12 protein-coding genes are annotated in these 12,692 nt (G+C 75.9%); 8 read left to right on the top strand and 4 right to left on the bottom strand.

Features of this window, described 5'->3' with window-relative positions:
• Nucleotides 1-37: 37 nt before the first annotated feature.
• From ACI79P_RS04770 to fmdA, 6 genes are all read left to right on the top strand, one after another.
• Entirely contained in the window at nucleotides 38-4,522 is a 4,485-nt protein-coding gene (locus ACI79P_RS04770; RefSeq protein ID WP_456579879.1) for an HAD-IC family P-type ATPase, read from the top strand.
• An 85-nt stretch (nucleotides 4,523-4,607) separates the two neighbouring features.
• Nucleotides 4,608-4,847, top strand: coding sequence for a ribbon-helix-helix domain-containing protein (locus ACI79P_RS04775; protein ID WP_456579880.1), 240 nt, complete (start codon nucleotides 4,608-4,610; stop codon nucleotides 4,845-4,847).
• Nucleotides 4,847-5,173, top strand: a complete 327-nt coding sequence (locus ACI79P_RS04780) for a type II toxin-antitoxin system PemK/MazF family toxin (RefSeq protein ID WP_456579881.1) — start codon at nucleotides 4,847-4,849, stop codon at nucleotides 5,171-5,173. Before ACI79P_RS04775 ends, ACI79P_RS04780 begins: the two co-directional genes overlap by 1 nt.
• A gap of 228 nt (nucleotides 5,174-5,401) precedes the next feature.
• On the top strand, nucleotides 5,402-5,686 hold the full coding sequence (locus ACI79P_RS04785; RefSeq protein WP_456579882.1) for a zinc ribbon domain-containing protein: 285 nt from the start codon (nucleotides 5,402-5,404) through the stop codon (nucleotides 5,684-5,686).
• 86 nt (nucleotides 5,687-5,772) lie between these two features.
• On the top strand, nucleotides 5,773-6,456 hold the full coding sequence (locus tag ACI79P_RS04790; RefSeq protein ID WP_456579883.1) for an AmiS/UreI family transporter: 684 nt from the start codon (nucleotides 5,773-5,775) through the stop codon (nucleotides 6,454-6,456).
• Nucleotides 6,457-6,526: 70 nt separating this feature from the next.
• Nucleotides 6,527-7,780, top strand: a complete 1,254-nt coding sequence (gene fmdA, locus ACI79P_RS04795) for a formamidase (RefSeq protein WP_456579884.1) — start codon at nucleotides 6,527-6,529, stop codon at nucleotides 7,778-7,780.
• 58 nt (nucleotides 7,781-7,838) lie between these two features.
• Here fmdA and ACI79P_RS04800 read toward each other — a convergent pair whose 3' ends face one another.
• The 4 genes from ACI79P_RS04800 to ACI79P_RS04815 all read right to left on the bottom strand — a co-directional run bounded on the left by ACI79P_RS04800 (nucleotide 7,839) and on the right by ACI79P_RS04815 (nucleotide 11,069).
• On the bottom strand, nucleotides 7,839-8,318 hold the full coding sequence (locus ACI79P_RS04800) for a hypothetical protein (RefSeq protein ID WP_456579885.1): 480 nt from the start codon (nucleotides 8,316-8,318) through the stop codon (nucleotides 7,839-7,841).
• A gap of 192 nt (nucleotides 8,319-8,510) precedes the next feature.
• The gene (locus ACI79P_RS04805; protein WP_456579886.1) at nucleotides 8,511-9,944 is read right to left on the bottom strand and encodes a DUF4407 domain-containing protein; all 1,434 of its coding nucleotides are present in this window, start codon (nucleotides 9,942-9,944) and stop codon (nucleotides 8,511-8,513) included.
• A 120-nt stretch (nucleotides 9,945-10,064) separates the two neighbouring features.
• A complete protein-coding gene (locus tag ACI79P_RS04810) occupies nucleotides 10,065-10,367 on the bottom strand; it encodes a hypothetical protein (RefSeq protein ID WP_456579887.1) in 303 nt (100 codons plus the stop codon).
• Nucleotides 10,368-10,478: 111 nt separating this feature from the next.
• A complete protein-coding gene (locus ACI79P_RS04815) occupies nucleotides 10,479-11,069 on the bottom strand; it encodes a TIGR03086 family metal-binding protein (protein ID WP_456579888.1) in 591 nt (196 codons plus the stop codon).
• Between the two features lie 54 nt (nucleotides 11,070-11,123).
• Between ACI79P_RS04815 and ACI79P_RS04820 the strand changes: the two genes are divergently transcribed.
• The gene (locus ACI79P_RS04820) at nucleotides 11,124-11,543 is read left to right on the top strand and encodes a DUF1810 domain-containing protein (protein WP_456579889.1); all 420 of its coding nucleotides are present in this window, start codon (nucleotides 11,124-11,126) and stop codon (nucleotides 11,541-11,543) included.
• Nucleotides 11,544-11,633: 90 nt separating this feature from the next.
• Nucleotides 11,634-12,668: a glutathione S-transferase family protein gene (locus ACI79P_RS04825; RefSeq protein ID WP_456579890.1), complete on the top strand. Its 1,035-nt coding sequence runs from the start codon at nucleotides 11,634-11,636 to the stop codon at nucleotides 12,666-12,668.
• Nucleotides 12,669-12,692 lie beyond the last annotated feature (24 nt).

Consider the following 12,692-nt stretch of genomic DNA (forward strand, 5'->3'; position numbering starts at 1 on the left):
ACGTACCGTTTCCCGTGACCGTCGTCACGGGGGCGCCATGACTCTGCTGCACCGGATGGGCTCCGCCGCCCGCCAGGCCACGCAGGTGGCCACCGGTGCGGCCGCGCTGGCCGCCGTCCCGGTGGTCGTGGGGGCGGGCCTGCTGGGCGGGACGGCGTCGGCCACGACGCGGGCGGCGCGCGCCGGGGTCGCGGGGTCGTTGCACCTGGCCCACGGCGTCGCCGTCTCCGGCACCCGCGCGGTCGGCACCTTGGTCAGCGGCGCCGACCCGCTGCCCAGCGGCCACCTGCACGACCTGGTCGACGCCGCCCGCGGCCTGCTGGAACCCCCGCAGACCCGGCACACGCGCCGCGTCTGGCGCGACCGCGACCGGCTGCAGATCGAGGTCGAGGACCCCGCCGACGACGATCCCCCCGCCGCCCGCGCCGCCCTGCGCCGCCAGCTCGAACGCCTCGAGGGCGTCGAGTGGGCCACGGTCAACGACGTCGTCGGCCGGGTGCTGGTCGCGGTCGACGCCCGCCGGGTCGGCATCGAGGACGTCGTCGGCGTGGTCACCGAGATCGAGCAGGCCCGCGGCGGCACCGGCGTCTTCCCGTACCGCCCCGACCACCCGGCCGACGTCGAGCCGCTGCTGGCCGCCGTGGCCGCCGCCGCCGTCGACGTCGCGGCCGTCGGCGTCGCCACCGCCGCGAAGTACCTGCCGATCCCCGCGGTGCACCGGCACGCCACGCTGGTCATGGCGCTGCTGGACACCCAGCAGTGGCTCAAGCGTGGGCTGTCGGACCGGATCGGCCCGGTCGGCACGGACCTGGTCTTCGAGGGCACCAGCGCGCTGCTGCACTCGCTCACCCAGAGCCCCACCCTGCCCGCGATCAACGCCGCCGCCGCGGTGCAGCGAGCGCTGGAGGTGCGCGCCCGCCGCCGGGTGTGGTGCCGACGCGAGCGGGAGCTGTGCGGCCCGGAGCCCGACGACGACCGCTCCCCCGCGCCGCCGCCCGGCCCGCGGCCCGGCGAGCTGCCGCGCGGCCCGATCGAGACCTACCGCGACCGCCTCGGCCCCACCGAGCTCGGCGCGGCGCTCGGCCTGCTCGCGCTCACCGGGCGCCCCGGACGCTCGGCCGACCTCATCCGGGCGCTCACCCCCAAGGCCGCCGTGCAGGGCCGCGAGTCCTTCGCCGCCACCCTCGACCTGCTGCTGTGCCGGCAGGGCGTGCTGCCGATGGACGGCTCGGTCTACCGCCGGCTCGACCGGGTCGACGCCGCCGTCGTCGACGCCGCCGCGCTCTGCACCGGCCCGCCGGTGGTCGTCGAGGCCGTCGCGGAGGCCGACGGGTGGGACGACGCCGCCGTCTGGTCGGCCGCCACCCGCCTGCTCACCGGCGACGGCGACGGCGACGACCGGCTCCGCCTCGGGCCGGTGCGCCGCAGCGACGACGCCCCCGGCGGCGAGGTGCGCTCGCTGCTGCAGGGCCGCCACCGGGTCGGCACGGTCACCGTTGCCGCCGAGCTCGACCCGCACGCCGAGTCGCTGCTCACCACCGTGGCCGACGCCGGCCTGCGGCTGGTGCTCACCCGGCACGTCGGGGCCCGCGACATCGCCGGGCTCGCCGACGACGTCGCCGATGCGGGGACGGCGCTCGTCGAGACCGTGCGGGGGCTGCAGGAGGACGGGCACGGCGTCCTGGTGGTCTCGGCCACCGACGGGCCCGCCCTGATGGCGGCCGACGTCGCGGTCGCACCTGTGCTGCCGGGGCGCGCGCCGGTGTGGGGCGCCGACCTGGTCACCGATCCCGGCCTCGCCGACGCCTGCCGCATCGTCGCCGCGCTCCCCGACGCCCGGACGGTCAGCCGCCGGGCGACCGCGGCCGCGCTCACCGGCAACGTCCTCGGCGGGCTGCTCGCCGCCGTCGGCAGCCCGCGTGCCGGCCAGCAGCGGGCCACGACACCGGGCAAGTGGGCGACCGTCACCACGATGGTCACCGGCACCCGCACCGCCGTGGTGGCCGCCCGCCGCCCGGTGCCGGCCCCGACCGCGCACACCCCCTGGCACGCGCTCGACCCCGACGAGGTGCTGCGCCGGCTGGCCGACGTCCCGGCTCCACCCGAGCACCCCCCGGGCCGGGTGACCGCGGCCGCGCGGCGGGCCGCCGCCTCCCGCGCCGTCCGGGTCCCGGCCCGGTTCGGCCGCACCGTCGGCGCGGAGCTCGCCGACCCGCTCACCCCGATCCTGGCCACCGGCGCCGCGGCCACCGCCGTGCTCGGCGAGGTCACCGACGCGGTGCTGGTCGGCAGCGTCACCGCCATCAACGCCGTCGTCAGCGGCCTGCAGCGGATGCGCGCCGAGAGCACGCTGGAGGCGCTGCTGCTCGAGCAGGCGCACTGCGCCCGCCGCGAGACCGGCCGCGGCACCGAGGAGGTGCCCGCCACCGCGCTGCGCCTGGGCGACGTGCTCCTCGTCGAGCCCGGCGACGTGATCGGCGCCGACGCCCGGTTGCTGGAGGCCGAAGACCTGGAGGTCGACGAGTCGAGCCTCACCGGGGAGTCGCTGTCGGTCGCCAAGTCGGTGCCCGCCACGCCGGGGGCGGAGCTCGCCGACCGCACCTGCATGCTCTTCGACGGCACCACGGTGGTCGCCGGGCGCGGGCGGGCCGCCGTCGTCGCCGTCGGGGCCGCCACCCAGGCCGGGCGCGCGGCCCGCGCCGCCGGGGGCGCCGCACCCCCGGCCGGCGTCCAGGCCCGGCTGGCCGAGCTCACCCGCGCCGTGCTGCCCCTCACCCTCGCCGGCGGCGGCGCGGTCACCCTGCTCGGCGTGCTGTGGGGTCGCCCGCTGCGGGAGTCGGTCGCATCGGGGCTCGCGATCGCGGTCGCCGCGGTGCCCGAGGGGCTACCGCTGGTCGCCACCGTGGCCCAGCAGGCCGCGGCCCGACGGCTGTCCCGGCGCGGCGCGGTGGTGCGCAGCGCGCGGGTGCTCGAGGCGCTCGGCCGGGTGGACACCGTCTGCTTCGACAAGACCGGCACGCTGACGGAGAACCGGCTGCGGGTCGCCCGGCTGCTCCCCCTGGACGACGGCACCGAGGAGGAGCTCCTCCGGCTCGCCGCCGCCGGCATGGGCAACGGCGACGACCGCTCCCACGAGACCGACCGGGCGGTGCTGGAGGCCGCCGGCGACGCGTGGAGCTCCCCGCCCGACGCGTGCCTGGCCTTCGCCGCCGGCCGCGGCTTCTCCGCCGCCGTCCGCGATGGCCGGCTGGTCGTGAAGGGCGCGCCCGAGGTGGTGCTGCGCCGGTGCGACGGCGCCCCGGAGCTGCGCGACCGCATCCGGCAGCTGGCCGGCGAGGGGTTGCGGGTGCTCGCCGTCGCCGACCGCGCCGTCGACGGGACACCCGAGGACCTGGACGGGGCGGCCACCGGGCTGGCGCTGCGCGGGTTGGTCGGGCTCTCGGACACCCTGCGCGAGTCCTCGGTGCGCGCCGTCGAGCAGCTGCGGGCGGCCGGCGTGCGGGTGGTGGTGGCCACCGGCGACCACCCCGAGACGGCCAGCGCGATCGCCGCGCAGGCCGGGGTCCCGGACGCCGACCGGGTGGTCACCGGCGCACAGCTGGCCCGGGCCACCGACGCCGAGCGGGCGCGGCTGGTCGCCGGGACCGCCGTCTTCGCCCGGCTCAGCCCCGAGCAGAAGGTCACGCTGGTGCAGGCGCTGCGCCGGGCGGGGGCGACGCTCGCGATGACCGGCGACGGGGTGAACGACGCCGCCGCGATCCGGCTGGCCGACGTCGGCGTCGGCGTCGAGGGCGCGGAGTCCCCCGCCGCCCGCACCGCCGCCGACCTGGTGCTCACCGACCTCGACCTCACCCGGCTGGTCGACGCGATCGCCGAGGGCCGGGCCATGTGGTCGCGGGTGCGCGACGCGGTGTCGGTCCTGGTCGGCGGGAACGCCGGCGAGGTGGCGTTCACCGTGCTTGGCACCGCCGTCGGGGGCCGGGCGCCGGTGAACACCCGCCAGCTGCTGCTGGTCAACCTGCTCACCGACATGTTCCCGGCGCTGGCCGTCGCGGTGGCCGCACCCCGGCAGGCCCCGGCGGGCGACGACGACGGGCCGCTGGCCGGCCACCCGCTGGCGCCGGTGCTGCGGGCCGGCCCGCACCGGGGTTTCACCACAGCGGTGCGGCGGATGGTGCTCGTGCGGGGCGCGGCGACGACGGCCGGCGCCACCGCCGCGTGGTTCGTGGGCCGCGCGACGCCGGTGTTCCCCGGCCGGGCCAGCACGATGGGGCTGGCCGCGCTGATCACCACGCAGCTGGCGCAGACCGCGTGGTCGGGGCGGCGCAACCCGCTGGTGCTGGTCACCGTGGCCGGCTCGCTGGCGGCCCTGGTCGCGATCGTGCAGACCCCGGGGGTGAGCCGGTTCTTCGGCTGCACGCCGCTGGACCCGGCCTCGTGGGCCGTGGTGCTGGGCTGCGCCGCCGCGGCCGCCGCGGGTGCCGAGCTCGTGCCGGCGCTCGTCTCGCGCCGGTCGCCCTGACCCCAGCCCCTGGTCCGTCCGTGGGGGATGAGCGCTGCGGCATCCGCCGGTACCGATCTGCATCCCGGATCGGTATGCTGCCGCCGTGAGCACCCAGATCGCCGTGCGGCTGCCGGACGAGCTGGTCGAGTTCCTCGACCGCCTGGTGGCCGACGGCCGGGCCCCTTCCCGGGCCGCCGTGGTCACCCGTGCGTTGCACCGGGAGCGTCGCCGCGAGATGGCAGCGCGTGACGCGGCGATCCTCGCCGCTGTCGACGACGGGGACGACGACCTGGACGCGCTCGCGGGGCACGCCGCCCGTGTTCCGCTGGACGATCTCGACTGATGAGGCCGATCCACCTGGCCGCGCTCGACAAGACCCGACCCGTCCTCGTCCTGACACGGGAGCTCGTGCGCCCCCACCTGGCACGGGTCACCGTCGCGCCCATCACCAGCACCGTGCGCGGGCTGTCCACGGAGGTCCCGGTCGGAGCGGACAACGGGCTCGACCATCCCAGCGTCATCAGCTGCGACAACGTCCTCACCGTCCCGAAGGCGGCGCTCGGCCGGCAGATCGGTCGCCTGCTCCCCGAGCAGGAGCCACACCTCACCGCCGCGCTGCACGCGGCCTACGACCTCGAGGACCTCATGCCGCTCCGTGGGGCACGCTGAGCGTCGCGCGCCCGTCGGAGCGGGCGGCGGGGCCGTCGGTCCCCCGCCCGTGACCAGCAGTCCCTGCCGTCGGTGACGGGGCAGCACGGCGGGTGAGGGCGCGCGCGTGCGCCTTCCCGGACGGTCGGCCGTGCCTGCGTCGCCGTCGCCCGAGGGGTTGACCAGCACTTCCACAGGCGAGCAGCGTGGCCGACGTCGACCAGGCACCCGACGTCAACGAGGACGGCGATGGCCCAGTACGTGTACCGCTGCGACGACCACGGGCTCACCGAGCGCTCGCACCCGATCGGCACCGCCGGGCCGACGACGCCCTGCCCCACCTGCGGGTCCGCCGCCGCGCGGGTCATCACGGCACCGCGGCTCTCCCTCGGTGACGCCACCCGCCGGGCGCTGATCGACCGCACCGAGCGCACGCGCGACGAACCCCGGGTCGTCTCCTCCCCCGGCCCGCGGCCGGTCCGCTCCTCCCCGGTCGCCGCCAACCCAGCGCTGCGCCGGCTGCCACGGCCCTGACCCGGGCGCCACGACACCGCACCACGCGACACCGCTACGCCGAACGGGGACCACGACGCCCGACCAGCGATGAAGGGGATGTCCAGATGGCCAGCGTGGGACTCCTGTACGTCGGAGCCGTCCTGATCCTCAACGGCCTGATGCTCCTGGGCCGGGTGGACGCCCGGGCGGCCGCGCCGCTGAACTTCTTCGTCGGTGGGTTGCAGGTGATCACCCCGACGTACCTGATCGTCACCTCCGGTGGGAACCCCGACGCGGTCCTCGCCGCCTCGGGGCTGTACCTGTTCGGCTTCACCTACCTCTACGTCGGGTTCAACCTGCTCGGCGGCCTGGACGGCACCGGGCTCGGGTGGTTCTCGGCGTTCGTCGCCGGGTGCGCCCTGGTCTACGCCGGCCTGAACTTCGGGCGCCTGGACGACCCGGCCTTCGGCGTCATCTGGCTCTACTGGGCCGTCCTCTGGGCGCTGTTCTGGGTGGTGCTCGGGCTCAAGCGCGAGGAGTGGACGCGCTTCACCGGCCTGGTCGCCGTCGTCGCCGGGGTGTTCACCGCCGCGATCCCCGCCTTCATGCTGCTCACCGGCGTCTGGGGCGACTACCTCACCGAGTCCGCGATCGTCCTCGCGGTGATCTGCCTGGCGTCGCTCGCGCTCGCCCCCAGGCTGCGCGTGCCCCAGCCGGCGGAGGCGCGGGCACCCGCGCCGGAACTCCGGGAGCCCGACGCGCCGCCGTCCCCCCGCTCCGGCACCCCCGCCGCCCACGAGAGGAGGTGACCCCCGCCCGCTGCCGGATCCACCCCCCGCTGCACCGGCGGTGCAGCGTCGCCCGACCAGGAGGCAAGCCGTGCCGAAAGTCGTCTACCCGCTGGACTCGTCCAAGAAGTTCACCGACCAGAAGTACGTGGGCCACAACCGCTGGCACCCCGACATCCCGGCCAACGTCACCGTCCGCCCCGGCGACACGTTCCGCGTCGACTGCCGGGAGTGGTTCGACGGGGCGATCCACAACGACGACTCCGCCGACGACGTCCGGGACGCCCCGCTCTCGACGGTGCACTGCCTGAGCGGCCCGTTCTCCGTCGAAGGAGCGCAGCCCGGTGACCTGCTGATCGTGGACATCCTCGACCTCGGCCCCATCCCCCAGGAGGACTCCGGGCCGCTCGCCGGGCAGGGCTGGGGCTACACGGGCATCTTCGCCAAGCAGAACGGCGGCGGCTTCCTCACCGACCAGTTCCCCGACGCCTACAAGGTGATCTGGGACTTCTCCGGTCAGACGGCCACCTCGCGGCACGTCCCCGGTGTCTCGTTCACGGGGATCGTGCACCCGGGACTGATGGGCACCGCGCCGTCGGCGGACCTGCTGGCCCGCTGGAACCGCCGCGAGCAGGCGCTGATCGACACCGACCCCGACCGCGTGCCGCCGCTGGCGCTGCCGCCGCTCCCCCAGGACGCCATCCTCGGCACGCTCGAGGGCGCGGAGTACGACCGGGTGGCGGGCGAGGCCGCGCGGACGGCACCGCCCCGGGAGAACGGCGGCAACCAGGACATCAAGAACCTGACCAAGGGCAGCCGCGTCTTCTACCCGGTGTTCGTCGACGGCGCGAAGCTGTCGCTCGGCGACCTGCACTTCTCCCAGGGCGACGGCGAGATCACCTTCTGCGGCGCCATCGAGATGGGCGGCTTCATCGACCTGCACGTCGACCTGATCAAGGGCGGCATGGAGACCTACGGCGTGGGCGAGAACGCCATCTTCATGCCGGGCAACGTCGACCCCCGGTACGAGCGCTGGCTGGCCTTCTCCGGGACGTCGGTCACCCTGGACGACGAGCAGCGCTACCTGGACTCGCACCTGTCCTACCAGCGTGCCTGCCTGCACGCGATCGACTACCTCACGAAGTTCGGCTACACGCCGGAGCAGGGCTACATGATCCTCGGCGCCGCGCCGATCGAGGGCCGGCTGTCCGGGGTGGTCGACATCCCGAACTCCTGCTCCACGGTCTACCTGCCGACCGGGATCTTCGACTTCGACGTGACGCCGTCGGCGTCGGGCCCCACCCGCATCGACCCCGGCATGGGCGTTCCGCGGTCGAGCTTCTGATCCGGAGAACCCGCGAGCCCCGCACCCGGTCGGGTGCGGGGCTCGCGTCGGGTCGGGATCAGTCGCCGGTGTAGGCGGCCACGCCGAAGTGCTGCTCGCCGTCCTCGTCCACCTGGACCAGCACGGTGTAGGCCTGACCGCCGATGATCGCGTCGCAGGTGTCGCCGTCGCACTCGATGGTCTCCACCTCACCGCCCTGCTCGGCCAGCGCGCGGGTGACGGCGGCCTCGGTGGCGGCGTCGTCGTCGTCGATGCCGCCGCGCCACAGGATCAGGCCGGCGATGGCGATCGCCGCCACGACGACGGCGACCAGCGCGGCGATCAGCAGGCCGCTGTTGCGCGCCGCCCAGCCCGGCTCGCCGGAGCCTTCCGGCTGCCCGCCCGGGGCGGATGCGCCGGCGACGCCGCCGCCGTCGAGGACGCCGCTGGTCACGCCGTCGGTCGGCCCGGCGACCGCCGGCACGGGCGGCGGGAAGGACGGGTTCGGCTGGCCCTCGCCCGCCGGGGGGCCGGTCGGGTTCGGGTTGTCGGTGCTCATGGGAGATCGTCCTTCATCGGGGTGCGGGGTCGTCGGGGCGCGGGTCATCGGGTGCGAGAGCGTCCGGCCGGCCGACGCCGGAAACCCTGCCACAGCGCAGCGGCCGCGCGGCCGCACGGTCGGTGTCCACGGCGGACTGCCGGCGGACGCGCGGCGCCCCGGACCTCGCGTGGAAGTCCGGGGCGGCGGGGGTCAGACGGTGGTGGGCGTCCGGTCGGCCGGGCGGCGGCGCACCGAGCGCACGGTGCGGACGGCGGCGCTGCGGGCGAGCTCGCGGATCGGGCCGGTGTCCCACAGCTGGCGCGGCTCCGCCGGCCCCTCGGCCGGTGGCTGCTCGGCGCGGGGGCCCTCGGCGCGGGCCGCCTCGGTGCGGGCCGCCTCGGTGCGGGCGGCGACCTCGGCCAGGGCGGCCCGGCGGCGGGCCAGGATCGCCTCCTTCTGCCGGTCGACCCGCTCGCGCTCGGCGAGCACCAGCAGCTCCTCCTTGGCCTGGGCCACGGTCCGCCGCGACTCCTGCGCCATCTCCTCCAGCTCGACGTCGCCGGAGTCGCGCAGCTGCACCAGCCGGTCGTAGGCGGTCGGCGGGCTGAAGTTGAGCAGCAGCTTCATGAGCACCGGCAGCACCTCGACGCACATGAACAGCAGCGAGAGCATGAACTGCGCGGCGGCCAGGGTCATGTTCCGGTCGCCCAGCCGGTCCAGGGCCTCCAAGCGCAGCAGGATGCCGCCGGAGCCCTCGTTCTCCGTGTCGAAGGCGGCCTGCTGCCGGTCGAGCTCGGCGGTCAGGCGGGCCAGCTCGGCGCGGTCGCCGTCCAGCGAGGACCCGGCGAGGGCGGCGCTGCGCCCCTCGGCGGCGGTCACCGCGGCGACGGCGGCGTCCAGCTCGGCGCGCGCCGCGGTGACGACGCCGGCCTGCGCGTCGGCGGCGGCGCGGGCCTGCAGGTAGGCCTCGCCGGTGCCGGCGTCACCGGTGCCGCAGGTGCCGTCCAGCTCGCACTGCGCCTTGGCGTCCAGCTCACGCTGCAGCGTCACGGCCCCGTCGTAGGCGGCCTGCTTCTCGGTGACGCCGGCGCGGACGACCTCCAGGCCGGCGTCGGCCGCTCCCCCGCTGGCGACGACCGCCTCCTGCGCGGCGATGCGCTCGCGCAGCTCGGGCAGGCCGGCGAACCGGCTGTCGGACTCCAGCGCCAGGCGGTGCGCGTCAGCGGCCTCGGCCTGCATCGACACGATCTCGGCGTCGATCTCCTTGTGGAACACCTGCAGCGTCAGCGGCGTCGCCACCACGACGCCGAGCACCAGCGCCAGCCCGACGCGCGGCACCGCCATGGCCACGTTGCGCTTGAGGGACGGGTCGTGCGCCATGCCGACCATCAGCATGCGGTCGAGGTTGACCACGACCGTGCCCCAGGCCAGCCCCACCAGCACCGCCAGCGGCCACCAGACGCCCAGCGCCATGGCGACGGCGAACGCCGCGGAGACCGCGGCCAGCGCGCCCGTGCTCAGCAGGACGCCGCCCAGCGCCACGAACCGGGGCCGCGCCCCGGGTGCAGCGGCCAGCACGTCCGGCCGGGCGCCGGCCAGGACGGCCAGTCCGTCGCCGATCCGTCCTCGTCGTCGCTCGCTCATGCAGTGCCCCCCGGGCGGCGGGGATCGTGAGGGACCGCCGCCCACCGCCCTTATCGGCAGGCCGGTCGGGGCACCGGCACCGTGACCGATCTCGCTACCGCCGCCCGGGGTGTCTGCGGGTCAGCCGACGTCGCTGGTGTCGTCGGTGTCGGGGCCGCCGTCCACGCTGCCGGCGTCCTCCTCTCCCGTGTCGCCGTCGGAGCCGGTGTTGTCGTCCTCGTCGATGCCGCCGGTGCCGCGGTCCACGCCGTCGGCGTCCTCCTCGCCGCCGTCGACCCGGTCGGGGCTGCCGACCTCCTCCTCGTCGAACACGGCCGGGACGCTCTCCTCGTTCCGGTCGAGTTCGTCGTCGCCGCCGCAGCCGCTGAGCCCCAGGCCCGCGGCCAGCACGGCTCCGACGACCATCCGTGCACTCCTGCGCATGGTCTCCTCCTCCTGCGGTGCTGTCCTCCCTCCGGTTCCCGTCCGGTGAGGCGCAGCAGCGGCGACGGCGGGAGATGACACGGCTTCGACATGTGCGCGGGCCGGGTGGCCCTACCGGTCGCCGGGCGCCCGCCAGCTCGGGTCGCGGCCGGTGCGGCCCAGCAGCCGGTCCAGCACGGGCGCGTCGCCGGGCACCGGCACCACCGGCCCGAAGAGGCCGTCGGGCTCGGCGGCGGGGTCGTCGCGGGGACCCACGAACTCCAGGCACGCCTCGACCGCGGCGGGATCCGGCCGGTAGGGCTGCCCGGTGGCGACGGCGAGGTCCCAGCCGTGCACGAGCACCTCGTCCAGGGCCACCAGAGCCATGGCCGCAGCGGGCATCCGGACGCCGGCCACCTCGGTCTCGCCCTGCCGGGCCTCCGGTCGCCGCCAGGCGGCAGCCAGCCCCTCGAGCCGGGCCGGCAGCAGGGTGCGCCAGTCGGAGGCCAGGCGGGCCGCGTCCGCCGACGGGCCGCCGTCGAACGGGGCCTTCTCCGCGGCGAGGCGGAACGCCAGGGCCAGGGCGAGGAGGTGGTCGAGCAGGCCGGCCACCGGCATCCCGGGGCACGGGGTCGGATCGCCCAGCTGGTCGTCCCGCACGCCGGCGACCACCCGCGCCAGCTCGGTCGTCGTCGGCCCCAGGTCCACGGTCGTCGTCTCCATGCGGTTCAGACGCCCGGGGTCCCGGGATCTCATCGCGTGCGGCAGGCTGGTCCGGTGAGCGACCCCTTCGGCCTCCGCCGCTTCGTCGACGCCCAGACCCAGACCTACGACCAGGCGCTCGCGGAGCTCCGCGCGGGCCAGAAGCGCACCCACTGGATGTGGTTCGTCTTCCCGCAGATCGAGGGGCTGGGCCGCAGCGGCATGGCGCAGCGCTTCGCGATCTCCGGCCTGGACGAGGCGCGGGCCTACCTCGCCCACCCGGTGCTGGGCCGGCGGCTGGTCGAGTGCGCCCGCGCCCTCACCGCGCTGGACACCGCGGACCCCGTCGAGGTGATGGGCGGGGTCGACGCGCAGAAGCTGCGCTCCTCGATGACCCTGTTCGCGCACGCCGCCCCCGACCGGCCGGTGTTCCGCGAGGTGCTCGACCACTACTTCGGCGGGGTCGAGGACGACGCGACGACGGCCCGGCTCTGACCGTGGTGGGGACGGCGAGGGCGACGACGGTCACCGGAACGCAACCGCCGCCGGCGTGTGAGCGGGCGCGGCACCGGGCACGGCCCACCGGTGAGTGAGAACCAGAGCGGATCCGGTTACGTCGAGGCGGAGTACTCCCGCGACTCCAAGTACATCTCCGACCGCATCACCGCCGATGGCCTCGGCCCCTGGCCGGTCGAGCCGGGGCGCTACCGCCTCGTCGTCGCCCGGGCGTGCCCGTGGGCCAACCGGGCGGTCATCGTGCGCCGGCTGCTGGGCCTGGAGGACGCCATCTCGATGGGGCTGTGCGGGCCCACCCACGACGAGCGCAGCTGGACCTTCGACCTCGACCCCGGCGGCCGCGACCCGGTGCTGGGCTACGAGCGGCTGCAGGAGGCCTTCCTCGCCCGCGACCCGGGGTACTCGCGCGGCATCACGGTGCCGGCGATGGTCGACATCCCCAGCGGTGCCGTCGTCACCAACGACTTCCCGCAGATGACCCTCGACTTCTCCACCCAGTGGACCGCCCACCACCGGGCGGGCGCACCGGACCTCTACCCCGAGCACCTGCGGGACGAGATGGACGAGGTGATGGAGCGGGTCTACCAGGAGGTCAACAACGGCGTCTACCGGTGCGGGTTCTCCGGCTCGCAGCGCGCCTACGACCAGGCCTACGACCGGCTGTTCACCGCGCTGGACTGGCTCAGCGACCGGCTGGAGGACCGCCGCTTCCTGATGGGCGGGCAGGTCACGGAGGCCGACGTCCGGCTGTTCACCACCCTCGCGCGGTTCGACGCCGTCTACCACGGCCACTTCAAGTGCAACCGGCAGAAGCTCAGCGAGATGCCGGTGCTCTGGGCGTACGCGCGCGATCTGTTCCAGCTGCCCGGGTTCGGCGACACGATCGACTTCCCGCAGATCAAGGAGCACTACTACGTGGTCCACGCCGACATCAACCCGACGCAGATCATCCCGCAGGGCCCCGACACCTCCGGCTGGCTGATGCCGCACAACCGCGACCAGCTCAGCGACCGCCCGTGGGGCGACGGCACGCCGCCCGGCCCTCCGCCGGTCGACGAGCGGGTGCCCGCCGACCACGGTCCCGGGGGGCTCGGCCACCGCTGACCTGTGGACAACGCCGTCGCCGGT

It is taken from the genome of Blastococcus sp. SYSU DS0510 (genome assembly GCF_054050835.1).